We start from the raw sequence: 21,233 nt of genomic DNA on the forward strand, positions 1-21,233 counted from the left end.
CGCCGCAATCGCCGACAATCGACGCCATGAGCAACGCAATCAACCTCAACGCCGACCCGGCGGAGCTGGAGAAATTCTCCAGCCTGGCCCATCGCTGGTGGGACCCGGAAAGTGAGTTCAAACCCCTGCATCAGATCAATCCGCTGCGGCTGGACTGGATCGATGCGCAAGTTCCCTTGAAGGGGCGCAGAATTCTGGATGTCGGGTGTGGCGGCGGCATCCTTGCCGACTCCATGGCGCGCAAGGGTGCGCGCGAAGTGGTTGGCATCGATCTGGCCACCAAGGCATTGCGCGTGGCCCAGCTGCATGCACTGGAGACGGGTACGCCCAACATTCACTACCACGAAGTGAGTGTGGAGCGTCTGGCCCAGGAGCAGCCTGGTTCCTTTGACGTGGTGACCTGCATGGAGATGCTGGAGCATGTGCCCGATCCCGCCTCCGTGGTATCGGCCTGTGCTGAGCTGGTCAAGCCTGGCGGCTGGGTGTTCTTCTCCACGATCAACCGCAGTGCAAAGGCCTTCGGTCTGGCCATCGTCGCGGCAGAATACCTGCTCAAGATGATTCCCAAGGGTACGCATGAGTACGCGAAACTGATCCAGCCCAGCGAACTCGCCATGTTCGCCCGTCAGGCTGGCCTTGATCTGCAGGCCAGCAAAGGCCTGCAGCACAACCCCATCACAGGGCGCTACTGGCTCAGTGCAGACACATCTGTGAACTACATGCTGGCCACGCGCCGGGCCGAAGGGTAAGCCGCATGTGGAAAGAAGTCCGAGCCGTGCTGTTCGATCTGGACGGCACCTTGATCGACAGTGCACCAGACCTGGGTGCAGCCGCAGACAGGATGCGTACGGATCGGGGTATGCCTTCAATTCCCTATGAGCGATATCGACCCATGGCGGGCGCGGGGGCGCGGGGCATGCTGGGGGTGGGGTTCGGGCTCACGCCCGACTCGCCCGAGTTTGCGCAGATGCGCGAGGAGTTCTTCCGCAACTACGAGCAATGCATGACAGAGCGCACCTATGCGTTCGAGGGTGTCGAGGAACTGATTGCACGACTCCAGGCTGTGTCCATGCCCTGGGGCGTGGTCACGAACAAGTCCATGCGCTTTACCGATCCGCTGACGCAACAGATGCCGCTGTTCGCAACTGCGTCAGCCGTCGTCAGCGGCGACACCACGCCCCACGCAAAGCCCCATCCTGCACCCTTGCTGGAGGCTGCCGCGCGTATCGGCCTTCCTCCCGAGAGTTTTGTCTATGTCGGTGACGACGAGCGCGACATCGTTGCAGGCAAGGCCGCAGGCATGAAGACCGTGGCGGCTTGCTACGGCTACCTTGGCGCAGCCGGCGATACGCTGCACTGGCAGGCGGATGCGCAAATCAATTCTCCGCTGGAGCTCTTGAAACTGCTGGAAAGAGGCTAAGATAGGAGCCTTGGGGCTGTCCTGGTTTCGACGTGGGTTCGGGACCGGTGTGGTGCATGTCGAGCTTGATTGACGCTCGTAAATCTCCATTCAAAAAACTAACTGCAAACGACGAACGTTTCGCACTCGCCGCTTAAATCCGGTGAGCCTTGCAACAGCACGCTGATGGGCTGGGCAAGGGGGTAGCAATACCTCCCGGCTGCAAGGGAATTCACATCAGCTGGCTGCGTGCTGGGCTTCTTAGTACGTGGCAAGATCCAAGGAAGCTGGCATCCCGGGTAGCGTGCGCCTGCGCGACTCGGGAGGCGAGACTCAAAACAGAACGCTAAACATGTAGATCTGCCCGGCGAAGGCTTGCGGACGCGGGTTCAATTCCCGCCAGCTCCACCATCCAAGACACCGCCACACACTGAAGACCTCAGTGCGTGGCGGTTTTTTCTTGCCTTGAAGTGTCCTGCGGTGTCGTCAGAATCGCACCGATTTCGCACGCGATTCGCACGGGCTACGATCCGCTGACGAGCCGCAGTTCCGCCCTGGGCTTCTGGTAGTCCTCGCCGATGAACTTGCCGTAGGTCCGGAAAACCATCTCCACGTCCTCGTGCCCAAGTTGCTGGGCCACATACCAGGGGTTGGCGCCGGCGGTCAGCAGCGTGGACGCATAGGTGTGCCGGATCTGGTACGGGTTGCGGTACTCGATCCCGGCCCGCTCCATCACCGGCAGCCAGAGCGTCTTCCGGATTTGGGCGTCAGTGGTCCATGGCTTCAAGGTGCGCGGGTTCAGCCACACCCTGGCGCCGCGGGCCTGGCTGACCGAGCGCTGTTGCTTCAGCGCCTCGACTGCCTCGGCATTGAGTTCCACGTCCCGCTTGCCGGCCTCGGTCTTCGGAGCCTTGACGACGCCAGCCACCTGGTTGAGCACGATGCGCGCGATCTTCTTGTCGAAGTCGATGTGTTCCCACTGCAGCGCCTGCAATTCACCCGGACGCAATCCAGAGTTGAACCAGAACTGGAGCATGGGGCGCTCGTCCTCGCGGCACGCCACCAAAATGGCTTCGCGCTCCGCGCGGGTGAATGGTTGGACTACATAGTCGCTGGCCCGGCTGGTCTGGCGGATCAGCTTAGTCAATGCGATGCGCTCGAATGGGTCGAATTCGATCAACCCATCATTGAGCGCGTCTTCAAAGACTGATCGCAGGGGGATCAGCATATTTCGGATCGCCTTCGATGTGCAGTCCATCTCCGTGATCCATTCGCGCAGCATGCTGGGTGTCACATCCGAGGCCTGCACCTCGTGCCAGTGCTTCATCCGCTCCCCGTTGATCACCTTCGCATACCCGTTGTATGTTGATGGCGAGAGCTGGCCGTTCTGCACCTGGCGCTCATAGGTCTCCAGTTGCTTCTGGAGCAGAGCACGCATGAGGCCAGCCTTTTTCCGGCTCACCCCGGCCCGCGGGCTCTCGGGGAAGTGCTCGGCATAGTCGAAGTCTCCCGCCTTGATCTTGGCGCGGATGTCTTCGCGCAGGACCGCCGCGCGCTGGATGCTGGATTTGTTCACAGGGCCGGCAGGGAGCATTTCGCGGCACTCCCGGCCCTCAAAAGTGAACGCGATCTGAATCCGGCTGCCGGTGGCAAATTCCCGGACAGTTACGCCAGGTGGTGTTTCGAGTTTTGGTCGCTTATCCATTTGTCAGCTGCTTTAATGTTTACGTAGAGGCGGCGGGAAACGACAGCGACCTGCTGGCCGATTTTCCAGGTGCCGTTTTTCTTGCGCTGCTTGACGGTTTCGCGGGTGACGCCTGTCATTTCCTCGTACTTGCTTGCCAATACCCACTCGGGGCCATTGGCGGCGGCATTTTCTTCGGCGGCCACCAAGGCCGCAGTGTTGGAAGCGCTTTTCATCTGTCGGGCCTTTCAAAAACAAAGGCCAGCGGGTGCTGGCCAGGTGATTGGTTCGTCGTCGCGGTGTGGCGCGCGTGGTGGGCCGGGTTGGAGTGATCAGGCGGCCCGGCGTAGCTGCGAGGCCGTGGACTCGGGCGAGTTGAGCGAGACGATCTGCTGCATGGGCACGGGGCTCACGGAGTTGCCGACCATCCGCACCTGAGCGGTCTTCGTCAGGGGCTTGCCGGAAGCGGTCCGGTCAATGACGTAGCCAGGTGGGAAGTCCTGAGCGTTGTAGAGCTCACGCGGCACCAGCATGCGCAGCGTGATATCCACTATCACCCAGGGCTCGCCCTTGAGCCACACGGTCACGAGCGCCAGGCGGTCGCGCGTGGTGATAGTGGTCATGGGGTCGCGCAGGTCCGCCCACTGGCCACCGCTGGCGTGGTAGCGCATCAGGAATGCGGCGCAGCGCAGGGCGCCGGCCTCCTGATCGGGCGACAGGTGGTACTGGATCAGTGTGTGGTGCTCGGCCCCGGCTGTGACCGTGGGCACCGGCTCGCGCATATCGCGGCCCACGCTGTTTCGGCGCAGCGTGCACAGGTGGGCGGCGATCAGCTGCTGCTGGCTGCCGCTGGTGGTCACGGTCGATACAGGGTCGCGCAGGTCGCGGGCCGGCGTGCTGTTGAACCCGCCGTTGGCCTGGACCATGAACACGGATGCCAGGCTCTGCCCGCCGCCGCTGGCCGTCACCGTGCCCAGGGGGCCCTTGATGTCGTTGGCCCCGTGGCTCCAGCGCTTGCCGCCGTCCTTTCCCTCGCCGTGCCCGGCCTGCACAAGGTAGGCCGAGCTGATGGCGTGCTTGATGCCGCCGGCCACGGCCGTGCCCAGGGGTTGGGACAGATCCAGCACGCGCGGGGCCTGGCCCTTGGCTTCGCCGTAGCCCATCTGGATCAGGGTGGGCGACACCAGGGCGCGGCAGCCGCCTTTCTCCGTGGCGATGGTGCTCATGGGCCGGTCGAGCATTTCGATCTTCCCGCCGTGGGCCATGTTCACGATGAACGGCTGGGGGCTGTTCAGCACAAACTTGTCCAGGCCGTGGGCGATTCGCCGCATGGTGGCCGGCGCCAGTTCCTTCTTGCGCCCGAAGATGCTCTGCCCGGGGATGCTCCAGTCGATGCACTCGGCTGCCTGGCGGAATGGCTTCTGGCCCGCCTTCGGATTCTTCCAGTGCGTCTGCGCTGGCCACACGATGGGCAGGCCGTCGCGGCGCGCGATCAGGTAGAGCCGTGTGCGGGTGCTGCGGGAGCCCAGGGTGGCGTTGCAGATCACCCGCCATTCCACCTTGTAGCCCAGGTCGCGCAGCGCCTGGATGAAGTGGCGCCAGTTGCGGCCCTTGTGCTTGGGGTCCGGCACCAGGAACTGATTGCCACGCGGCACCACCTCGCCGGGTTCGGCGACGCGGAAGGTGGCTTTCCCCGTGGCGGGGTCCGTGATGCGGTCCAGCGTGATGGCGCGGCCTGTGGCTGGATCGCGCTTCGCAATCAGCGGGGACCACTGCATCATCTGCTCGACGTTCTCCAGCGTGATGACATCGGGCTGGGTCTTGCCGGCCCAGCGGATGACGATCCATGCGAGCGACCGGATTTCCCCGTTGCGCGGCTGGCCGCCCAGGGCTTGGCTGTGATGCGTGCAGTCGGGCGAAGCGTGGAGGAGGCCCACCATTTCGCCGCGTGTCACGGCCAGCGGATCCACTTCGCGGATGTCGGAACGGTAGTGCCTGGTCTGTGGGTGGTTGACCTCGTGCATGCCGATGGCGTCGGCATCGTGGTTGATGGCGACATCAACGGGTCGGCCTATGGCCTGCTCAATGCCGGTCGATGCGCCGCCGCCACCGGCAAACAGGTCGATCACCAGCTTGGCCGCGAGCGGCAGGAGAAATTGGGGGGTGAGCATGTGGCTCCTCGAAGTTCGGGCCAAAAAAGAAGCCCACGCGGTATGCACCGGGTGGGCTTCGGGGGGGGGGGTATCCCGCGTTTTGCGAGTTGATCCTTTATTGCATGTATGCAGCTATTTCAAAAGAAATAGCAATTCGTCTTTGTAGACGTACGAGGCGATAGATAAAATGCTGAGCAAGTACGGTGCGCGCAAATCAAGGCTCTCCCGATATTTTATAGTTGCCTCGATTTGGTAGTAGCATTCATATAGCAAGATCATTAAATAGTGTCTTAGCTTCCAATTATCTTTTCGTTTGTGCAATTCAATGTAGTGAGTGTAGGCATTGCCATCATATTCCTCATCATATACAAATGCCACGGATCTTTGGAAGATGCCTGTGATTTCGTAGGTCGCTTCACGAACGCCTGGCTCTTCCCTTAGACCGAAGTTAATTCTTTTTCCAAGAAGTCCTACTGCCTCTTCTGTCTCTGGGTCAAAGGAAAGAATTTTCCAGTTTTGTATTAGTCGCTTCCTCCAGAAGTAATTTAGTCTATTTTGATACTGCTGTGCATATGCATAATATCTTAGTGTGAGGAATACTATGCTTGCCAAAAAAAGATAGCCTAAACCTGCGCTATTTTGTATGTCAATTTTGAATATTAGTGTATTTGCTTCTTTGACGCTTGCGCCTGTCAAATTAATGGCTAGAAATACTATGCAGACTATGGTAAGAGTTTTTCTTATGCCTGATAAACCTTCGTCTTTATCCACTGAATCTCTAAAATCATTTACATCTTTGTAGAACATAGATTTGATTGTTAATTCGCATTAAGTAAATGGATTCGACTCAAGATTATATCGGAAGCTATTTCAAATAGCTATTGGTCTTTCGGTATAGGTAGTTGAAAAGCGTATCCGATAGAGGCTCATCATGACAGCGTGAAGCACGCGCTCTGCACAGGCCTCGGGGTTCAGGTGGCGCGCGTCTCGACCCAGGTGCGGCCGTCCAGTTGGCGGCCGGCGGCCTTCTTGCCGATGCGTGCCAGTTGCTGGCCGTCAGGAAAGGCATGCCACTCCGGGTGCGAGGTGAAGGGTGCGGCGCCCTCCAGCACCAGGGTCTTGCCGGTGATGCTCCGGCCTTCTTTCGCGGGCGCCCACTCGCCCCACTGCTTGAACAGGAAGGGCACGCCGGCCGCATTGCACTGGTCGCGCAGGCTGCGTGCCCAGTCGGGATGCATGGGTCGCGCGCCGGGGCCGCTCTCGCCGCCGACGATGACCCAGTGGAGGCCGCTGTTCTTCAGGGCCTGGTCTGGCGTCGGCCACAGGCCGGATTTGCCATCGTCCGGGCCAACCAGGTGGCCGATGCGCTCGGGTCCTTCGTCATCGGCAGGGATGCGCCCTGTGGTCGTGAGGTTCACCGGCCCCAGCAGCGGCTCCATGCTCAGGAAGCGCACGCGCGCCGGCACGGCCAGCAGCTTGTGGATGTCGCGGTCGGCCTCAGGCTGGCTGGTGATGGTGGCGCCCAGCCACACGTTGCTGGGCGGGGTGTCGTCTTCGGTCCAGTCCTGGAGCCACTGCGACAGCGGCTGCGCATCCACGGCAGGCCAGTTGTCCAGCACCCAGTTGTGGGCCTCCTGCAGGCGCTGCAGCACGATGCCGATACGCTTGGTCAGCAGAAGCCAGTCGAGGTGCGGCGTGGTGCGCACCAGCTCAAGCAGGTCCACCAGCCATTCGATAGGAACAGCGTTGTCGAACACATCCGCCAGCGAGGCGCAGAAAACGCGCTGGCGGCGGCCATGCTGCACCATGAATGCATCGGCCTGGGCGTTCCAGCGGCGCGGCATGGCCCAGGTGGCAGGGCTGGTGCGGCGGCGCGGTGCACCCGGGCCCCAGTTCACAGCCTGGCCACCCGCGAATCGCGCGTTGCGCGTCTCGGCGTAGCAGTGGTCACAGCCCGGGCCCACCTTCTGGCAGCCTTCCCAGGGGTTGAACGTGTGGTCGGTCCATTCGATCTTGCTGTTCTCAGACATTGTGGGTTCCATGCAAAAAAGCCCGAGTGGCTATGCCAAACGGGCGAAATCAAAAGACGAAACGAAACTTGCTCTGTAAGATTGGTATCTGGTGGATAAAATCTTCTATCTTTTATTTAATGATGAATAAATTCAAAAAATATCGTCTGGTTATTCTCTTGTGCGTTCTCTTCTTCTTGTTGGGAATCCTTGCTTGCCAAATCGATTATGAAAAATGGAGTCCTAAAAATTCCTCTGATTTGGCCGCATGGGTGCAAGCTATCGGCGCTACTGTTGGGTTGGGGGTGGCCATATGGTTGTCTGGCGCGCCTTACAGGCAGGAGAAAAAGAATGCAGTTATCTCTGCTAGATACTTTGCCAAGAGCTTAGTTGAGATAACAACTTCATTTAGAATTGGGCTTCAAGATAATAAAATTCCAACAATAGCCTTATCAAATATCGCACTTGCCGAAATGATTCAATCAATAAGGGGTGTTAGATCTGAACTGCTACCAACGCATGCAATGAACGCTTTTTCTGCTATCCGTTCAATAGCGGCTCAATTATCTGAAATAGCAAAGCGATATCAAGGAAATCCAGCAGTTGAAAGTAATTCGGATTTTGTGAAATTTCTGGAGCATATTGCTGGATACATTGATGGAGCATCGCGCATGCTTCATTCAAATATAAATGGAGTGCCCTCAGAGGAATTTAGCTACAAGGAAATTGCCGAGAGAGTTATAAAATCCTCTGAAGACTTAAAGAAAATGGCGGCCTAGTTCGTACAAACGGCTGCGTCATTTGTTTCTTGTGCTGGTGGAGGGCGAAAATCCTCCAAATGCATTTGAAATGGCTACTCGATCAGAAAGTGTGCGCGGTCCTTGCCCAGAATCCAGTTCGGCGGCTTACCCCGGCCGGTCCAGGTGGCGCCGGTGGCGGGGTCGCGGTACTTCGGGGCGCCCACGCTGCCCTTGGACTTCGCGGGCGGGAATACATCGGCAGCGGTCAGGCCGTGCTCCTGGATCAGCGCGCGGGCTTCGGTCACAGCCTTCGCCTTGGCCTCGGCCTGAGCGGTGGCGATCTGGGCTTCGAGGGCGGCCTTCTGCTGCAGCAGGTCTTGATAGGTGGTCATGGATTTCCTTTCGTGGCGCCGCGCGGGCGCCGTGGGTTGGTGGATGGGGTGGGGTCAGGCCTGGTCGCCGCCGGTCACGGCTGCCGCGAAGGCGTCTTCGGGCGTCTGGTTCACAGGGTGGTTCGGGTCGGTCGGCGACTCGTCCTCGCCTTCCACCTGCAGCTCCTGCTGGTCCGCGTTGTCCGGCTGGCTTGCCGGCGTGTCGGGCTTTCCAGCGCGGTAGCCCTTCTTGGCCTGGACCAGCTCGGCAGGGGCCAGCAGCTTGATGTAGACCTCCTCCTCGGAGGCCAGGCCCGACAGCTCGCCGTAGAGCACGTTGTCGTTCAGCTCGTCGCCGTTGAACTCGACCGTGCCCCGGATCGTGACGCTGCCGCCTTCGTGGATCTCGTATTCCAGGCCCTTGAGGACGGCGTCCACGAAGTCCACGTGGGCGTCGTTGAGGCCGTAGTCCCAGATGAAGCGGTAGCCGCGCCATTTCTGCTTCTTGGCATAGGCGAAGCTGGTGGGCAGCAACGGGTGGCGAAGGTTCGGCAGCGGGATCAGCACGCCGGGCAGCTCGACCTGGCCGGCCGTGGCCGCCTTGTTGCAATAGTGGTGCTCGCGCAGGCCGGGCTCCAACAGGTCCAGCAGGGTGTTCTCGCCCGTGAGGGTGAACGAGATGTCGATTGCGCGTACCTTCTCTTCGCCGTGCAGCTCGCGCCGCGGGTTGGCGTTGGTGATGGTGACGGCCGTGGATTCGGCAAGTTCAAAGGCCATGGTGGTCCTCGGTGGTGGTGGTGGAAACAGGGATGGGCTGGCCTAGGGCCTGGGCGGCGTACTCGCGGCCGAGCTTTTCGGCCTCAAAGGAGACGCGGAAGAAGGCGCCGGAGACCTGCTCCGGCGTTAGGTGGTCTGCGCCAATGGGCAGGCCTGTGATGAGGCGCGCGATCCGTGCCGCGACTTCGGCGGCCGGGATGGTGGCGGCGGTCATGCCCCGGGCATCTCCGCGCGCAGGGCCTCGTACTTGGCGTTCAGGTTCTTCCGGTCTTCCTGGTCGGGCAGGTCGCCGATGAAGCTGGCCACCTCATCCAGCTTCTCAGGGCTCTTGGCCTTGAGCATCTGGGCGAGCAGCTCGGGTGCGCTGTAGCCGATGGCGGGCAGCTGTGCTGGAGCCTGGGCGGACGCGGCCGGCGCTGCAGCGGAATCGATCGCGCCGTCCTGCTGCTGGTCGTCGCCGTGCGGCATGTCGTCCGGCATCATGGTGAACTCGCCGTCGATGATGGTGCTGGTGTCCAGGTTCTGGTCCTTGCCGGCTTCGGCCATGCCGTCCAGTGCGGCGGCTGTCTGGAACTCGATGGACAGCGGCAAGTACTTGGCCAGGCGGCGGATGACGGTCTTGCGGCCCATCTCCGTGAAGTGTTCCTTCCAGACCTTGCTGGGGGACTTGTTCTTGGCATCGGCCGCAGCCTGGATGCGCTCGACCTGCAGGCGGCTCATGAACTCGAAGCAGTGGCCGCCGTCCTTCAGCTTGGCCACAGCGTAGAAACCGATGACCTCGCCGCGCTCGCCCATGGCGGGCCGGTGCTCCAGCTTTTCGTCCAGCCCATAGACCAGGTCGAAGTGGTCAGCCTCGCAGACCTCGTGCGCCGCGATGCTCACGATCTGCCCGCTGCGCCGTGCCAGGTCGATCAGGCCCTTGTAGCCGATGATCACCTGCACGCTGTTGACCCAGCGCTCGGTGCCCGTGGCCGGGTCCTTGCGCTTCGTGTTGAAGGGCACGAGGTAGGCGTGGCCCAGCACCGTGTTGGGCTCCAGGCCCATCTGCGCGCACTGGCCGATGGCGCCGACCAGGCTGGCGACGTCGCACTTGGCCAGGGCCGGCGTGGTGGTGGCCGCGATCTGGGCTACCTTCAGCAGCCGCTCGGCGTTGAGGTGCTTGGGCAGCATCTTGGCGATCTCGCCGCGCTTGCTCTGCAGCAGGTGCGCGATCTGCTCCTTGGGCTTCATCTGCGCCAGGGGGCGGCCGGCGGCGGGCGCCTGAGGAATGGTGGTGGTCATGCAGGTTGCTCCTGGGTGTTGCCGCGCAGGGCGGTTTCGTACTGGTCCACCAGCTGCTTGAACTGCAGCAGCTCGGCTTCCATGGTTTCGATGTAGTCGTCGTCGCGTGGCACGCGCCAGCGGGTGAAGTCGCGGCCCACGGCGGCCAGGGCCGGGCAGTAGATGCAGAAGTCCCACCAGCGCCTGCCGGTGATCCACATCCCGCCTTGCACCTGGTCCATGAACTCGCTGATGTCGTTGTCCAGCAGGCTGGCGCGCAGGCGCAGCGGGTCGATGAGGCACTTGTATTCGGCGCCGCCGTCCGGCTCGATCAGGCCGTCTGCGCTGGCCCCGAAGAAGCGGTCGGGCGTCGTGATGAAGCCGCAGGGCAGCACCTCGACGCCGGCATGCACTTCGTGCGCGGCGCGCGCCATGGGCTCCAGCTCGTGCCCGCGCCGCATGGCGTAGGTCTCGAAGCCTTCGTCCAGCGGCTCGCGGCTGCCGCGCTCGATGGCCAGCCGCAGGGCGTAGCTCTTGGCGGCCTCGCTGAAGTCGCCGATGGGCAGCCCCTCGATGGCGCGCTGCACGGTCTCGGTGATCTTGGGGCGCGTCTTGTAGCCGGCCTTGGCCGCCGCGGCATCCATGGCCATGCCGGCGCGGATGCCTGCCACCAGGGCGGCCTGCTGCTCCGTCAGGCCACCCACGCGCTCGCGCGCCGTGGCGAACATGCTGGCCGTGATGACGCCGGCGCGGTCGCGCTTCCATTCGTCCGTGCCCTGGGCGCTGTAGTGGACGATGAACTGGGGGGCGTCGGCCAGCGTGGTCATCGTTACCTCACTTCCGCGCGGCGCGGTACTGCTCTTCGGTGATCTGCTCAGCCTTGGCCTTGCCGCCGGTCTTGGCTGCCTCGGCCTGCTGCGCGGCTATAAAGCGGTCGGCGTCCCAGACACGGTGCTGGTTGACGTAGGAGTTGCCTTCTTTGCCGGTGTGGCGGACGTAGATGTCACGGGGGGCTGCAATGCTCATGTGGAACCTCGGTGGTGGAAATGAAAACGGCGCTCAGAAGGCGCCGGAAGTGAGGGCGGCCAGGCCTGCGCCGATGGCGCTCAGGCCCAGCCAGAGGAAGAGGTGGAGTAGGGTGTTCATGAAGCCTCCGCGCTGGCCTTGGCGATCAGCTCGTCCAGCTTCTGGACGGAGCCCAGCGGGTAGCCGAAGTAGTTGCCATCCCGCACGAACGCCTGGAACTCCTTGAGCAGATCGAGCATTTCGGGCGCTGCGGCGATCAGCGCCCGGTTGCGTGGGGCAATTGACTCGCCCACCATGTAGCCGCCGTAGGCTTCGACATGGTCCGAGCCGATCATCTCGGGCACAGGGTGATCGGCCACCACGGCGCCATAGTGCTTTCCAATGCGCCACGGCCCGGGGGTGTGTTTGTTCGTCATGCTTTTTCTCCCATGAATTTCTTGAGGGCCTTCTCGGCCACATCGACCTCCCAGAAATGCCCCCATGACATGGGCTCTGGGTTGCCGAGGTAGCCGACGATTCCTGTGCTGCTCTGGGCAACCTCCAGAAGGCGCTGGAGCGCGAGAGCGAGGCCGCCGTTGATTTCGGCCAGGCGCAGCAGCTCGTCGGTGTTGGGGTGCTCGCGCTTCATGAGCTGGGCTCCTTCTCGCGGACGCGGATCATCTCGTCCGCCATGTCGAAGGCCTCGCTGGCCAGCGCAGCACAGGGCAAGTGCGGCCCCTCGTGCCCGTAGCGGGTGATGTAGCCGCACAAGAAAGCCTGCATCGCCAGCCCGGCGAAGTGGTCGCGCAGCAGCATGCCGCCGCTGGGTGTGATCTCGTAGCGTTCCTCGCCGTCGCTGCTGATGCCGGTGAACTGGGCGTTGAGGCCCGGGAATGCGTATTCGGGCATGGCCTATCTCTCCTTGAAACACGAAAAACTGCCGGCCTCGTAGACTGGGGTGAGGCCTTCGCAGGCCCGGGCCGCGGCGCGCGCAATGCGCTGTTCCTGCGCCGTGGGCTGGGGCTCCTGTGCGCCGGCATCAGCGCAGCCCGTCTGGGCCAGCAGGCCAAGCACGACCAGGGCGGCGAGGCCCAGAAGCAGCGAAGCCCGCTTGATGGCGGGCTTCTTGCGGCGGGGCAACTGCTGGAGCTGGATGGGAGGGCGGGTATCAGGCAGCATTGATGCCCTCCGGATAGCGGTTGGCGATGTGTGCCATGACGGCGGTGCGCAGCTGCAGGGCCGGCTGGCTGACCATCAGCGCGCCGAGCGCCGTGATGCTGTCGTGGTCACCGTCGGCGATGGCCTCGGCCAGCATCTCGTCGAAGGACATGGGCAGGCCAAACGGGCCGGGCATGCGCTCGTGGAACCAGTCCGTGGGCGTCATGAAGGCTGCGGCACGCTGCAGCTTCTGCATGGCGCGGGCCCTGTCTTCATCAGCCGCAGCGGCGCGGCGGTCCATCTCGTTCTCCCAGCGCTCCGCGTCCGCGCAGGGGTTGGCGGTCATCAGCATGACGGTTCTCCAAATGAAAACAGCCCTGTACGGGCTGCGGAACAATGGTTTACAGAGGCCTGTCGTTGCTCGGCATAGACTGCCGGCCACAACTCTATGAAAGGCTCCCACATGAAAATCGCTTTCGCCATGGCCGTTGCGGCCTTCGTTCTCGGCGGTTGTGCTGTGTATGACGATGGCTACCGCGGCGGGTACAAGAGCCATCCCCACGGATGCCCGCCTGGCCAAGCCAAGAAGGGCAACTGCTGAACTCCAGAACCCGCCTCGGCGGGTTTTGTTTTTTGGGGTCCGCGCGAGGGTCCCGATCCCCAGACGAAAAGGCCCGCGAGCGGTGAAGCTGCGGGCCTTGGAAGAAAAATGCCGATGCCGTTTTGGCGTGCCCGGGGAAGGGATTTGAGAGGGAGGGAGGAGAAGTCTCCCGGGCTCGGCGGAATCTGGAGAAGAAGTATGGGGGCTGATTCTTAAGAAATGCTTTACGGCTTGTAAAGAAAGTGCAGGGCTTCCACCTGCTGCGGCTTGCGAGGCCTCTGCGACCCCGTGGCCAGGGTATGGATGATGGCATGCCGTGTTCGCCCCGGCTTTCCTTCTATTGACGGTTTGGCGGACTCTCACCGCTTGCGGGTGGGCAACTACCCGTCACGATTGGCCATCAAGGGTGCTGGCTGGCCCCTGCAGATACCACCTGCAGCGCACTTTCGGGGCGGGCCACTCCAAGGCGCGTGCCCACCAGTCAGCACTCTTGATGGCCCCGGCACGTGGCCGGGGACGTTTCGATCCCGCTGTCAATCCGCTCAATCGGGATTGGCAGCGTCGCGCGCCAGCTCCACCAGCTCGCGCAACAGGCCGGTCTGCCCGCGCATCTGGGCCAGCATCTCGGCCAGCACCGGCTGCGCAGCTGGCTGCTCTGCGGCGAAGTCCTCGCCCAGGGTCTGGGCAAGGCGGTGGACGATCTCGGCGTTGAGGCTGCGATTCGCCGAAGCCGCCAGCTTGCTGAGGGACGCATGCATATCGACGGGGAGGCGCAGCTTGCATTGCGTCGTCGGTGCCGCGTCTGCAGGCTCGGTATCTGCCTCATCGTCGCCAGCCAGCAGTCGGTCGGGGGCTATATCCAGCGCGGCGGCCAGCTTGCGGAGGACAAGCAGACGGGGCTGGTTTTTGTCGGCCTCATACCGCGAGATCTGCGCGGGCGCTATGCCGCTGCTCGCGGCCAGGTCCGACTGGCTCATTCCCTTATCGACACGGGCGCGGATCAGGCGCGCCCCGAAGGTGTTCGCCATGGCTTTCCTTTGTGGTGGTGGGTCAGAAACAGAAAAGGCCTCCCGCATCGAGAAGCCTCTTTTGTTTGCCCCGATGACGCTCGGGGCGGGCAGTTGGTCCGTAATGCTGGCGGCCCTGGGGTAGAACGTTCCAGAGCGGGTGCTATGGGGGGCAGGTGCTCAGACGCTTGGCCAAGATATCGTTCAACTCGCGGCCAATATCGATGTGCAGAACGTTTTGCCGACGGAATTCTGGTGATAGAACATTTTCAAGTGCGCGAGCAGGATAAGTCTCGCCGTCCACTGTGAAGGCTGGCAGTTGAAACCCGTCTGGCACGCCGTCGACACAAGACACGGTGTAGCGCGCATCCACGACCGCTCGGTGTTTGGCAAGATTGGTGAGCCGGTTGAGATACTTGAACTCTGGATGGTCCTTGAGCTCTTGAACCAGCGCGTGAAGGTGCACTGCATCCGGTACATTGGCCAGCTTTTTCTCCACACGATGGAGGCTGATGTTCCGTTCTTCGAGACGCGTGTCCTCGTTCAACTCCAGCGCAAGTCCGAAATAGATGACGTGAGCAAAGGTGTCCGCGAGGGCATGCATGCTCTGAATGCAGGCGACATAGTTGGCTAAGGCTTTCCTCTGAGCAACATGGTAGGCGTGCAGCGCTTCATCGTCTTCGAAGCCCAAAATGAGGCTCACAACTTCCTGTGGATCCCGCTCTCCAAGACCCGCCTGCATCTCCTTTTGGGCGGAGTCATAGTGGTATTGGGCAAAGCCGGTACGCCACTTCCATGACTGAAGGGAGGGAGCCAGTTGACGGCTCAGGCGGTCTCCATACAAGGATCGAACGTGATCCTCCAGTTGCTTCGTGTCCCAGATCATTGGAATTCCTGGTTTGTGGTTTTCAATGCTTGGCGCATTTGTATGCCGCTGGACTCTCGCAAAACTCAGCCCTGCGCGCAAGACTGAGGTTTGGGCTGCGGCGCATCCTTGGCTATCCAGTGCCCGGACCCCCGGGCGTGCACCGCTGCAGATCTATCCGACTTCCAGAGCCGTCCCTGCGTCTGCTGCGTTCTTTGCGGTCACGCAGCTCAACCTTCTTCCCTCTCGCACTCGGCCGTCTTTGGGGTCGACGGGGTCTTCGCGGTCAGCGGCTTGTGGGCCGTTGAGGTGCATTCTTCCCAAATGTGGGATGAAAGTCAACCCAAATTTGGGAAGTTGATGCAAATTTTTTCCCGTAACTGGGTATGGGGGGGTGAGTCGAGGGCCTTTGGACAAAGAAAAGCCCGCTGGTGCGGGCATTTGATCCAGGCTTGGCCGAATGGCTGCGGTGGAATTTACGAGGCGTCGTCCTTTTTGGAAGCTTCCCACTCCTGATAGACATCGATCGCCTTCGCTTCAATCATGCCTTTCCGGCGGTCTGGCAGCGCGGAGAATTGCTGCGGCGTCAAGTCCTCGAATGGCCACGGCGAGGCGCCTACCCCGTGCAGCGGATCAAGCTCCTCAGAGAGCAATGCCCATATAGGTAATTGGAAGGCACGCGCAATTCCCGCCAAGTGATCGACGCCCGTGTTGGCCTCGGCCTTGGTCATCCTCTCGACTACTCCCTTAGATACGCCAGAGGCAGCAGACAGTCGCACGATCGTTCCCAGGCGAGGGTTGGCCTGCATCAGCGCGCGCACGTTTTTGGCAAGGATGTGCCTTGGTTCCGAACTCATCCCACAAGTTTGCCGAAGTCGAAATCCCAGACATGGGATTGACTTCATCCCAAATTCGGGATTATCCTCGGCAGCCATGGAACCCATCATCTCTTTCCTCAAGCGTCGTCTTCGCGAGGCGGGCGCCGCGCGCTGGGAGTTGATTGCGGCGGATGCCGGAGTAGCGAAAACGCTGCCCCGGAAGATCGCTTGCAACGACCGAGACAACCCCGGCGTGCAGACCATCCAGCCTCTTCTGGACTACTTCCGCCTCGTTGACCTCGGCGAACGGAAACTTCCCGAACTGCCATCTGCAGCCCCGGCCCCCGCTCCCGCCCAGGAGCCCGGCCATGTCTAAGCCCAACATGCCCCGCCGTTTCGGGCGTCTGCCGTGGCAGGCCAAGCTGAGGATGAAGCGGATGGACCGCATCTGGGATGCCCAGACGGCCGAGTGGCGCGCAGCCGAGGTTCGCTGGGCGGCGGAAAAGGCAGCAGCTGATGCTGCCGCTGCTGCGCACGAAGCGGTTCATGCGGCATTGCAGAGCGCGAGCTACACAGCTCCGGCATCTCTGCCGCCGCGCGCAATCTCCATCACCGACCTCGACGACCGCGTCGTCATCAAGGTGGGTTTCTCCGAACTGCGCCTGACTCCTGAAGAGGCTGCGCGCTTGTTCGCCATGGGGCGCGACTTCGGTGCCCCCCAGCAGAACGGAGGTGCCTGATGCCTACAGCTCTAGGTAGGCCCAGCGGTCTTCGCGTGGCGACTTCCGGCTCTTGTAGCGGTATCGCAGCCCTTGCGCGCCGTAGTGCACGTCCGTCCACAGGTAGCCAACGGCGACCAGCACGTAGCACGCCTGAATGGCAATTCCTGTCGCGGTGGGCTTCATGAAGAACAGCAGCACCACCAATGCCGAGACCACGCTGAGCACCCGGCTCCAAGCTCGAATGAAGGCCGCGCGCACGAAGCGCTTGCGCCGGTACGCGGCTGACATCTTGTTGGCTGGCCACCTGGTGATTGCCTTCATGTTGGGCGCATGGGGAGCAGTTGACGAAGCGCTGATCGTACTGATTGCGCTGCCCGTCTCCCTGATCGCCCATGCCTGGGCATACCGCCCGCTGGCCAAGCCGTGAGGTGCTGCCCATGTCTCAACCGACACCCCCAGCCCGCCGCCGCGCCAGCCCATACAGCAACGCATCCAGCTCCCTGCGGCTGACATCCCATTCGTCCGCTTCGCAGTCCTCCACCACCACAGCCAGGACCGAGAAATGAACCAACAGCAGCCTGCCTTCGCGCGCAGTCGCAACCCTGAACTGGACCGCACGGACCTGCGCGCCACTGTCCGCAAATTCACGATGGACGTCATCGACGCCGAGGTGAACCACCGCATCCGCCACGCCGACCCGAGCGCGAGCCGGAACATGGTCATCAACGAGATCCTGGAGGCGTGGGCTTCTGAGCAATGGCATAGGGCAACTATGACCGTAGCTCTGGCGCCTATCAATCCGTTGCTGCAGGAATCGGAGCAGGGCGGGGAGGACCGCAATGTCTGAAGTCGTCAGCCTCGACCGCATCAAGGCCCTGGCGGCTGCCGCGCGTGCCGCTGGCCAGTCCCTGGAACACGCATGCCCCTGGCCGGCCACCACGCCCGCTGGCCAGGCCTTCGCCCGCGCCTACGAGGTCCAGGAGCCGGCATGAATCTCTCCATCCGTTTTGTCGAGGCCTGCAAGGTGCGCATCGACGGCCGGCCAGCGCCGGAGCCCGTCCTGATGGTGCACTTCGCCGAGATCCCCGAAGCCATGCCGCTGGAGCAGCAGGCCCTTGAGATGCGCATTCAGGCCCAGGGTCTGCTGCTGCACGCCGACATGCTGGACTTCCAGCGCACCGGCAAGGCTCTCCACTGCCAATGCGCCGAGCAGGCCAAGCGCGCCATGTATGCCCTGATCGCGCTGCGCACGCCCGAGCGCCAGGCCGAGATGGAGCGCGTGCTGGGAGGTGCTCCCGATGCGTGACTACGCCAAAGCCGTCCCCAAGATGTGGCACGGCAAGACCTTCAAGGCCCTGCGCAAGCACCCGGAGGGGCTTGTGGTGGCCCTTTACCTGATGACTTCGCCCAGCTCCAACATGCTGGGCCTGTATGCCCAGCCCGTGCTGTACATGGCCTATGAAACCGGCCTGGGTGAAGAAGGGGCTCGCAAGGGGCTTCAGCAGTGCATCGAAGCGGGTTACTGCTCCTATGACGATGAGTCGGAATTCGTGTGGGTGCACGAGATGGCCAGCTACCAGATTGCCTCTGAACTGAAGGGGTCTGACCTGCGCTGCAAGGGCATCCAGAAGGACTACGACGCCTTGCCGGACAACCCTTTCCTGGGCGAGTTCTTCGACCGCTACGCCGAAGCATTTCACCTGCATGGACGAAGGGGAGGGGAAGGGGCTACGCAACCCCCTTGCAAGCCCCTACGAAGCCAAGAACAAGAACAAGAACAGGAACAGGAAAAGAAAGAGCCTTACGGCTCTGTCGGCAGCGCCGACGACCAGCCCGGCGAAATCGCACCTGGCAAGACCGGACTGCCGAAGTGCCCGGTTCAGGACCTGGTCGACCTGTACCACGAAGTCCTGCCCGAACTGCCGAAGGTGCGCCTGCTCAACGATGGCCGCCGCAAGGCCGTGGGCAAGCTCTGGCGCTTCGTGCTGACGAGCAAGAAATCCGACGGCACGCCCCGGGCTGAAACCGCCGAGCAGGCCACGGCCTGGATCCGCGACTACTTCGGCCGTGCCCGCGACAACGACTTCCTGATGGGCCGCGGCTACCGCAGCCCTGAGCACGCCGGCTGGCAGTGCGATCTGGACTTCCTGCTGACCGACAAGGGCATGAAGCACGTCATCGAAAAAACAAGGACCGCAGCATGAACGCCCGTTCCATGCCCCCCCTGGACGAAGATTTCGACGGCGCCACCGCGATGCCGCTGGCCAGCTTCGAGGCTGAGCACGCCGTGCTGGGCTCCCTGCTGATGGACAGCCGGCTCTACGACGTGGTCGGCGACCTGCTGCAGGCCAAGGACTTCGCGGACGAGACACACGGCGCGATCTACGGCGCCATCTCCGCGCTGGCCGTGGCCGCCAAGGCTGTGGACCCGATCACGGTGCACGAGCAGCTGGGCGGCCAGGTCGATCTGGGCTACCTCACGGCCTTGTTCAACGCCGGGAGCATCAACGGCTCGTCTGCCCGCCGCTACGCCGAAATCGTCCGGGAGCGTGCCCAGAGCCGCCAGCTGCTGGGCGTGGTGGACAAGGCCCGCAGCCTGGCGCGCGACCATGCGCTGCCCATCGGCGACCGCATTGAGCAGGTGTCGGCGCAGCTGGCAGGCCTGGCCTCCGATGGCCCGGGCGACGAGTGGATCGGCGCAGACGCTGGCGTCGTGTCGTTCCTGGAGGACCTGGACCAGCGCAGCGTCGGTGTGGAAGAGCCTTTCCTTCCCACGGGACTGCGCGATCTGGACCGCATCCTCGACGGCGGCACGCGGCCGGGCGACCTCGTTGTCATCGGCGCGCGCCCGTCCATGGGCAAGACCGCGCTGGCCTTAGCCATCGGCGAGCACGCCGCGAAGCTGGGCCAGACGGTCGCCATGTTCTCCCTGGAGATGTCGTGCGCAGCGCTGTACGAGCGCCGCATCGCCATGGAGTCCGAGGTGTCGATGAGCATCATCCGGCAGCCCAAGGGCCGCATGACGGACAGCGACTATGCGGCCGTGTGCAGGGCAGGGGAGTGCATTCGCCAGCGCCCGTTCTACGTGAACGACCGCACCGGCCTGAACATCAACACGCTGCGCACCAAGGCCCGGGCCCTGAAGCGCCGGCACGGCCTGCGCCTGCTGATCGTGGACTACCTGGGCCTGATGGAGGGCACCAACCCCAAGGACACGCGCACCGCGCAGCTGGGCGAGGTCACGCGCAACCTCAAGAAGCTGGCCAAGGAGCTGGGCATCACGGTGCTGCTGCTGGTCCAGCTGAACCGCGAGGTCGAAAAGCGCGTGGACCAGATGCCCATGATGTCCGACCTGCGCGACTGCGGAGAGATCGAGCAGGACGCCGACATCATCCTCTTCCCCCACCGCCCCATCCACCTCAAGCCCAGCCTGGGCGATGCCTGGCGGTACTACGCCAGCCTGCGCGTGGCCAAGCAGCGCGGCGGCGCCACGGGCGATCTGAACCTCAAGTACACGGGCCACCTGGTCCGCTTCGAGAACTGGAACGGCGAGAAGCCGAGCACCACCCCTGGCCGTTCGGCCGACTTCGAGTGAAAGCCCCACCCATGACCATCATCATCGGAATCGACCCAGGCCTGACCGGCGCCTGCGCAGTGCTGGACCACCAGGGCGTGCGCGCCGTGTTCGACCTGCCCACCATGCCCGTGCCCGGCGCCGGCCCCAAGGCGCTCGTGAAGCGCAAGATCGACAGCCGCGCGCTGTGCAGCCTGCTGCTCAAGCACTGCCCGGCCGACGCGGCCAAGCCTCAGGTGATCCTGGAGCAGGTCAACACCATGGGCGGCGCTAACAACGCCGTGCAGACGCAGGGCAGCCTGATGCGCAGCCTGGGCGCCATTGAGACGGTGCTGGAGTGCCTGCGCTTCCCCGTGGAGTACGTGGCACCCCAGCGCTGGAAGCGCCGCTACGGCCTGGGCAGCGACAAGAAGGAAGCACTGGAGACGGCGCGTGGCCTGTACGGCGAGCTGCCCGAGCTGAAGCGCCAGAAGGACCACAACCGCGCCGAGGCGGTGCTGCTGGCCCACTGGGGGAAGATCGACCTGCTGGGAGCGCTGGCATGAGCGAACACCTGACCATCCTGCTCAAGACGCCCGAGCAGGGGCATACCGCCATCCTCAGCGCCTGGCGGCAGATCAAAGGCTGGCTGCGCGAGGGCAAGCGCCTGGTGCTGGAGATCCGGCCCGAGTGCCGGGAGGAGCGCCACAGCCGCCACTTCCACGGCCAGATCCGCCAGATCAGCAAGCAGTTGGGTGGGGACTTGGCCAACGTGGAGGACGCCAAGCGCATCCTGATCAGCGCCTTCCGCGTGGACACGCTGGACGATGTGCAGTTCCGCGACGAGTGGGTGCGCCTGGGCGAGATGCGGATGGGCCGTGGCCTGCGCGGCGAGGTCGTGATGCTGGGCGTGCCCACGAAGAAGTTCTCCAACAAGCTGGCCAAGGGCTTCGTCGAGTGGCTCTATGCCTTCGGCACCGAGGCCGGCGTGGTGTTCAAACCGTGGGAGGACGAGATGCGATGAATTGCTGGCCCTGAAAAAAAGAAAGCCCGCACGTGGCGGGCCTCCCCGGACTGTTGTCCTGAGCAAGCAATAGTCTACCGGGAGAAG

At 62.8% G+C, this 21,233-nt stretch carries 32 protein-coding genes and 1 other RNA gene; 14 read left to right on the top strand and 19 right to left on the bottom strand.

Annotated features, from left to right (window positions below; translation table 11 throughout):
• Positions 1-26: 26 nt before the first annotated feature.
• From ubiG to ssrA, 3 genes are all read left to right on the top strand, one after another.
• Entirely contained in the window at positions 27-749 is a 723-nt protein-coding gene (ubiG, locus tag ACF8O7_RS27085) for a bifunctional 2-polyprenyl-6-hydroxyphenol methylase/3-demethylubiquinol 3-O-methyltransferase UbiG (RefSeq protein WP_017406940.1), read from the top strand.
• Between the two features lie 5 nt (positions 750-754).
• Complete coding sequence (locus ACF8O7_RS27090; RefSeq protein ID WP_016449508.1) at positions 755-1,420, top strand: HAD-IA family hydrolase; 666 nt, start codon at positions 755-757, stop codon at positions 1,418-1,420.
• Between the two features lie 12 nt (positions 1,421-1,432).
• Positions 1,433-1,810, top strand: a transfer-messenger RNA (tmRNA) gene (gene ssrA / locus ACF8O7_RS27095).
• A gap of 112 nt (positions 1,811-1,922) precedes the next feature.
• Here ssrA and ACF8O7_RS27100 read toward each other — a convergent pair.
• The 5 genes from ACF8O7_RS27100 to ACF8O7_RS27120 all read right to left on the bottom strand — a co-directional run bounded on the left by ACF8O7_RS27100 (position 1,923) and on the right by ACF8O7_RS27120 (position 7,266).
• A complete protein-coding gene (locus tag ACF8O7_RS27100) occupies positions 1,923-3,104 on the bottom strand; it encodes a tyrosine-type recombinase/integrase (RefSeq protein WP_392413733.1) in 1,182 nt (393 codons plus the stop codon).
• Positions 3,065-3,319: a hypothetical protein gene (locus ACF8O7_RS27105; protein ID WP_046984231.1), complete on the bottom strand. Its 255-nt coding sequence runs from the start codon at positions 3,317-3,319 to the stop codon at positions 3,065-3,067. The genes ACF8O7_RS27100 and ACF8O7_RS27105 overlap by 40 nt, the downstream gene beginning before the upstream one ends.
• Positions 3,320-3,415: 96 nt before the next feature.
• Positions 3,416-5,254: a DNA cytosine methyltransferase gene (locus tag ACF8O7_RS27110; protein ID WP_392444841.1), complete on the bottom strand. Its 1,839-nt coding sequence runs from the start codon at positions 5,252-5,254 to the stop codon at positions 3,416-3,418.
• 114 nt (positions 5,255-5,368) lie between these two features.
• Positions 5,369-6,043, bottom strand: coding sequence for a hypothetical protein (locus ACF8O7_RS27115; RefSeq protein WP_392444844.1), 675 nt, complete (start codon positions 6,041-6,043; stop codon positions 5,369-5,371).
• Between the two features lie 164 nt (positions 6,044-6,207).
• Positions 6,208-7,266 (bottom strand): phage Gp37/Gp68 family protein, encoded by a 1,059-nt coding sequence (locus ACF8O7_RS27120; RefSeq protein ID WP_392444846.1) that lies wholly within the window; start codon positions 7,264-7,266, stop codon positions 6,208-6,210.
• A 26-nt stretch (positions 7,267-7,292) separates the two neighbouring features.
• Here ACF8O7_RS27120 and ACF8O7_RS27125 point away from each other — a divergent pair, with 26 nt between their 5' ends.
• Positions 7,293-8,024, top strand: a complete 732-nt coding sequence (locus tag ACF8O7_RS27125) for a hypothetical protein (RefSeq protein WP_392444848.1) — start codon at positions 7,293-7,295, stop codon at positions 8,022-8,024.
• A gap of 74 nt (positions 8,025-8,098) precedes the next feature.
• On the opposite strand, the gene ACF8O7_RS27130 is transcribed toward ACF8O7_RS27125, so the two are convergent.
• From ACF8O7_RS27130 to ACF8O7_RS27195, 14 genes are all read right to left on the bottom strand, one after another.
• Entirely contained in the window at positions 8,099-8,377 is a 279-nt protein-coding gene (locus ACF8O7_RS27130) for an H-NS family nucleoid-associated regulatory protein (protein WP_392444851.1), read from the bottom strand.
• 54 nt (positions 8,378-8,431) lie between these two features.
• Positions 8,432-9,133, bottom strand: a complete 702-nt coding sequence (locus ACF8O7_RS27135) for a hypothetical protein (protein WP_392444853.1) — start codon at positions 9,131-9,133, stop codon at positions 8,432-8,434.
• Complete coding sequence (locus ACF8O7_RS27140) at positions 9,123-9,347, bottom strand: hypothetical protein (RefSeq protein WP_392444855.1); 225 nt, start codon at positions 9,345-9,347, stop codon at positions 9,123-9,125. The genes ACF8O7_RS27135 and ACF8O7_RS27140 overlap by 11 nt, the downstream gene beginning before the upstream one ends.
• Complete coding sequence (locus tag ACF8O7_RS27145) at positions 9,344-10,414, bottom strand: recombinase RecT (RefSeq protein ID WP_392444858.1); 1,071 nt, start codon at positions 10,412-10,414, stop codon at positions 9,344-9,346. Before ACF8O7_RS27145 ends, ACF8O7_RS27140 begins: the two co-directional genes overlap by 4 nt.
• Positions 10,411-11,220 (bottom strand): lambda exonuclease family protein, encoded by an 810-nt coding sequence (locus ACF8O7_RS27150; RefSeq protein ID WP_392444860.1) that lies wholly within the window; start codon positions 11,218-11,220, stop codon positions 10,411-10,413. Before ACF8O7_RS27150 ends, ACF8O7_RS27145 begins: the two co-directional genes overlap by 4 nt.
• A gap of 7 nt (positions 11,221-11,227) precedes the next feature.
• Positions 11,228-11,419, bottom strand: a complete 192-nt coding sequence (locus ACF8O7_RS27155; protein WP_392444862.1) for a hypothetical protein — start codon at positions 11,417-11,419, stop codon at positions 11,228-11,230.
• Positions 11,420-11,535: 116 nt separating this feature from the next.
• Positions 11,536-11,835, bottom strand: a complete 300-nt coding sequence (locus ACF8O7_RS27160) for a hypothetical protein (protein WP_392444863.1) — start codon at positions 11,833-11,835, stop codon at positions 11,536-11,538.
• Complete coding sequence (locus ACF8O7_RS27165; RefSeq protein WP_392444865.1) at positions 11,832-12,047, bottom strand: hypothetical protein; 216 nt, start codon at positions 12,045-12,047, stop codon at positions 11,832-11,834. Before ACF8O7_RS27165 ends, ACF8O7_RS27160 begins: the two co-directional genes overlap by 4 nt.
• Positions 12,044-12,307: a hypothetical protein gene (locus tag ACF8O7_RS27170; protein ID WP_392444866.1), complete on the bottom strand. Its 264-nt coding sequence runs from the start codon at positions 12,305-12,307 to the stop codon at positions 12,044-12,046. The genes ACF8O7_RS27165 and ACF8O7_RS27170 overlap by 4 nt, the downstream gene beginning before the upstream one ends.
• A gap of 3 nt (positions 12,308-12,310) precedes the next feature.
• Positions 12,311-12,577 carry a hypothetical protein gene (locus ACF8O7_RS27175; protein ID WP_392444869.1) on the bottom strand — a complete coding sequence of 89 codons (267 nt, stop codon included), beginning with the start codon at positions 12,575-12,577 and terminating at the stop codon, positions 12,311-12,313.
• Entirely contained in the window at positions 12,567-12,908 is a 342-nt protein-coding gene (locus tag ACF8O7_RS27180) for a hypothetical protein (RefSeq protein WP_097201801.1), read from the bottom strand. Before ACF8O7_RS27180 ends, ACF8O7_RS27175 begins: the two co-directional genes overlap by 11 nt.
• Positions 12,909-13,699: 791 nt before the next feature.
• The gene (locus ACF8O7_RS27185; RefSeq protein ID WP_392444872.1) at positions 13,700-14,185 is read right to left on the bottom strand and encodes a helix-turn-helix domain-containing protein; all 486 of its coding nucleotides are present in this window, start codon (positions 14,183-14,185) and stop codon (positions 13,700-13,702) included.
• Between the two features lie 142 nt (positions 14,186-14,327).
• Positions 14,328-15,050 carry a hypothetical protein gene (locus ACF8O7_RS27190; RefSeq protein WP_392444874.1) on the bottom strand — a complete coding sequence of 241 codons (723 nt, stop codon included), beginning with the start codon at positions 15,048-15,050 and terminating at the stop codon, positions 14,328-14,330.
• Between the two features lie 455 nt (positions 15,051-15,505).
• Complete coding sequence (locus ACF8O7_RS27195) at positions 15,506-15,964, bottom strand: hypothetical protein (RefSeq protein ID WP_392444876.1); 459 nt, start codon at positions 15,962-15,964, stop codon at positions 15,506-15,508.
• On the opposite strand from ACF8O7_RS27195, the gene ACF8O7_RS27200 reads away from it, so the two are divergent.
• The 10 genes from ACF8O7_RS27200 (at position 15,963) to ACF8O7_RS27245 (ending at position 21,146) form a co-directional block, all read left to right on the top strand.
• Complete coding sequence (locus ACF8O7_RS27200) at positions 15,963-16,223, top strand: hypothetical protein (RefSeq protein WP_392444878.1); 261 nt, start codon at positions 15,963-15,965, stop codon at positions 16,221-16,223. The genes ACF8O7_RS27195 and ACF8O7_RS27200 overlap by 2 nt on opposite strands.
• Complete coding sequence (locus ACF8O7_RS27205; protein WP_392444881.1) at positions 16,216-16,587, top strand: hypothetical protein; 372 nt, start codon at positions 16,216-16,218, stop codon at positions 16,585-16,587. The genes ACF8O7_RS27200 and ACF8O7_RS27205 overlap by 8 nt, the downstream gene beginning before the upstream one ends.
• Before the next feature lie 136 nt (positions 16,588-16,723).
• Positions 16,724-16,996, top strand: coding sequence for a hypothetical protein (locus tag ACF8O7_RS27210; protein WP_392444883.1), 273 nt, complete (start codon positions 16,724-16,726; stop codon positions 16,994-16,996).
• A 135-nt stretch (positions 16,997-17,131) separates the two neighbouring features.
• Positions 17,132-17,416, top strand: coding sequence for a hypothetical protein (locus ACF8O7_RS27215; protein ID WP_392444886.1), 285 nt, complete (start codon positions 17,132-17,134; stop codon positions 17,414-17,416).
• Positions 17,409-17,561: a hypothetical protein gene (locus tag ACF8O7_RS27220; RefSeq protein WP_392444889.1), complete on the top strand. Its 153-nt coding sequence runs from the start codon at positions 17,409-17,411 to the stop codon at positions 17,559-17,561. The genes ACF8O7_RS27215 and ACF8O7_RS27220 overlap by 8 nt, the downstream gene beginning before the upstream one ends.
• Positions 17,558-17,875, top strand: a complete 318-nt coding sequence (locus ACF8O7_RS27225) for a hypothetical protein (protein ID WP_392444891.1) — start codon at positions 17,558-17,560, stop codon at positions 17,873-17,875. The genes ACF8O7_RS27220 and ACF8O7_RS27225 overlap by 4 nt, the downstream gene beginning before the upstream one ends.
• Positions 17,868-18,773 (top strand): hypothetical protein, encoded by a 906-nt coding sequence (locus tag ACF8O7_RS27230; protein ID WP_392444894.1) that lies wholly within the window; start codon positions 17,868-17,870, stop codon positions 18,771-18,773. Before ACF8O7_RS27225 ends, ACF8O7_RS27230 begins: the two co-directional genes overlap by 8 nt.
• Positions 18,770-20,164, top strand: a complete 1,395-nt coding sequence (locus tag ACF8O7_RS27235; RefSeq protein WP_392444896.1) for a replicative DNA helicase — start codon at positions 18,770-18,772, stop codon at positions 20,162-20,164. The genes ACF8O7_RS27230 and ACF8O7_RS27235 overlap by 4 nt, the downstream gene beginning before the upstream one ends.
• Before the next feature lie 11 nt (positions 20,165-20,175).
• Positions 20,176-20,688, top strand: a complete 513-nt coding sequence (locus ACF8O7_RS27240) for a hypothetical protein (protein ID WP_310636040.1) — start codon at positions 20,176-20,178, stop codon at positions 20,686-20,688.
• Positions 20,685-21,146: a recombination protein NinB gene (locus ACF8O7_RS27245; protein ID WP_392444898.1), complete on the top strand. Its 462-nt coding sequence runs from the start codon at positions 20,685-20,687 to the stop codon at positions 21,144-21,146. The genes ACF8O7_RS27240 and ACF8O7_RS27245 overlap by 4 nt, the downstream gene beginning before the upstream one ends.
• Positions 21,147-21,233 lie beyond the last annotated feature (87 nt).

Source organism: Delftia sp. WSY_16, assembly GCF_043104415.1.
GTDB lineage: Bacteria > Pseudomonadota > Gammaproteobacteria > Burkholderiales > Burkholderiaceae_C > Comamonas > Comamonas tsuruhatensis.

Excerpts from the sequence above, each read along its gene's own strand:
- ubiG (WP_017406940.1), top strand. The coding sequence starts at position 27 with ATGAGCAACGCAATCAACCTCAACGCCGACCCGGCGGAGCTGGAGAAA.
- ACF8O7_RS27090 (WP_016449508.1), top strand. The coding sequence starts at position 755 with ATGTGGAAAGAAGTCCGAGCCGTGCTGTTCGATCTGGACGGCACCTTG.
- ACF8O7_RS27100 (WP_392413733.1), bottom strand. The coding sequence starts at position 3,104 with ATGGATAAGCGACCAAAACTCGAAACACCACCTGGCGTAACTGTCCGG.
- ACF8O7_RS27105 (WP_046984231.1), bottom strand. The coding sequence starts at position 3,319 with ATGAAAAGCGCTTCCAACACTGCGGCCTTGGTGGCCGCCGAAGAAAAT.
- ACF8O7_RS27110 (WP_392444841.1), bottom strand. The coding sequence starts at position 5,254 with ATGCTCACCCCCCAATTTCTCCTGCCGCTCGCGGCCAAGCTGGTGATC.
- ACF8O7_RS27115 (WP_392444844.1), bottom strand. The coding sequence starts at position 6,043 with ATGTTCTACAAAGATGTAAATGATTTTAGAGATTCAGTGGATAAAGAC.
- ACF8O7_RS27120 (WP_392444846.1), bottom strand. The coding sequence starts at position 7,266 with ATGTCTGAGAACAGCAAGATCGAATGGACCGACCACACGTTCAACCCC.
- ACF8O7_RS27130 (WP_392444851.1), bottom strand. The coding sequence starts at position 8,377 with ATGACCACCTATCAAGACCTGCTGCAGCAGAAGGCCGCCCTCGAAGCC.
- ACF8O7_RS27135 (WP_392444853.1), bottom strand. The coding sequence starts at position 9,133 with ATGGCCTTTGAACTTGCCGAATCCACGGCCGTCACCATCACCAACGCC.
- ACF8O7_RS27140 (WP_392444855.1), bottom strand. The coding sequence starts at position 9,347 with ATGACCGCCGCCACCATCCCGGCCGCCGAAGTCGCGGCACGGATCGCG.
- ACF8O7_RS27145 (WP_392444858.1), bottom strand. The coding sequence starts at position 10,414 with ATGACCACCACCATTCCTCAGGCGCCCGCCGCCGGCCGCCCCCTGGCG.
- ACF8O7_RS27150 (WP_392444860.1), bottom strand. The coding sequence starts at position 11,220 with ATGACCACGCTGGCCGACGCCCCCCAGTTCATCGTCCACTACAGCGCC.
- ACF8O7_RS27155 (WP_392444862.1), bottom strand. The coding sequence starts at position 11,419 with ATGAGCATTGCAGCCCCCCGTGACATCTACGTCCGCCACACCGGCAAA.
- ACF8O7_RS27160 (WP_392444863.1), bottom strand. The coding sequence starts at position 11,835 with ATGACGAACAAACACACCCCCGGGCCGTGGCGCATTGGAAAGCACTAT.
- ACF8O7_RS27165 (WP_392444865.1), bottom strand. The coding sequence starts at position 12,047 with ATGAAGCGCGAGCACCCCAACACCGACGAGCTGCTGCGCCTGGCCGAA.
- ACF8O7_RS27170 (WP_392444866.1), bottom strand. The coding sequence starts at position 12,307 with ATGCCCGAATACGCATTCCCGGGCCTCAACGCCCAGTTCACCGGCATC.
- ACF8O7_RS27175 (WP_392444869.1), bottom strand. The coding sequence starts at position 12,577 with ATGCTGCCTGATACCCGCCCTCCCATCCAGCTCCAGCAGTTGCCCCGC.
- ACF8O7_RS27180 (WP_097201801.1), bottom strand. The coding sequence starts at position 12,908 with ATGCTGATGACCGCCAACCCCTGCGCGGACGCGGAGCGCTGGGAGAAC.
- ACF8O7_RS27185 (WP_392444872.1), bottom strand. The coding sequence starts at position 14,185 with ATGGCGAACACCTTCGGGGCGCGCCTGATCCGCGCCCGTGTCGATAAG.
- ACF8O7_RS27190 (WP_392444874.1), bottom strand. The coding sequence starts at position 15,050 with ATGATCTGGGACACGAAGCAACTGGAGGATCACGTTCGATCCTTGTAT.
- ACF8O7_RS27200 (WP_392444878.1), top strand. The coding sequence starts at position 15,963 with ATGGAACCCATCATCTCTTTCCTCAAGCGTCGTCTTCGCGAGGCGGGC.
- ACF8O7_RS27195 (WP_392444876.1), bottom strand. The coding sequence starts at position 15,964 with ATGGCTGCCGAGGATAATCCCGAATTTGGGATGAAGTCAATCCCATGT.
- ACF8O7_RS27205 (WP_392444881.1), top strand. The coding sequence starts at position 16,216 with ATGTCTAAGCCCAACATGCCCCGCCGTTTCGGGCGTCTGCCGTGGCAG.
- ACF8O7_RS27210 (WP_392444883.1), top strand. The coding sequence starts at position 16,724 with ATGGCAATTCCTGTCGCGGTGGGCTTCATGAAGAACAGCAGCACCACC.
- ACF8O7_RS27215 (WP_392444886.1), top strand. The coding sequence starts at position 17,132 with ATGAACCAACAGCAGCCTGCCTTCGCGCGCAGTCGCAACCCTGAACTG.
- ACF8O7_RS27220 (WP_392444889.1), top strand. The coding sequence starts at position 17,409 with ATGTCTGAAGTCGTCAGCCTCGACCGCATCAAGGCCCTGGCGGCTGCC.
- ACF8O7_RS27225 (WP_392444891.1), top strand. The coding sequence starts at position 17,558 with ATGAATCTCTCCATCCGTTTTGTCGAGGCCTGCAAGGTGCGCATCGAC.
- ACF8O7_RS27230 (WP_392444894.1), top strand. The coding sequence starts at position 17,868 with ATGCGTGACTACGCCAAAGCCGTCCCCAAGATGTGGCACGGCAAGACC.
- ACF8O7_RS27235 (WP_392444896.1), top strand. The coding sequence starts at position 18,770 with ATGAACGCCCGTTCCATGCCCCCCCTGGACGAAGATTTCGACGGCGCC.
- ACF8O7_RS27240 (WP_310636040.1), top strand. The coding sequence starts at position 20,176 with ATGACCATCATCATCGGAATCGACCCAGGCCTGACCGGCGCCTGCGCA.
- ACF8O7_RS27245 (WP_392444898.1), top strand. The coding sequence starts at position 20,685 with ATGAGCGAACACCTGACCATCCTGCTCAAGACGCCCGAGCAGGGGCAT.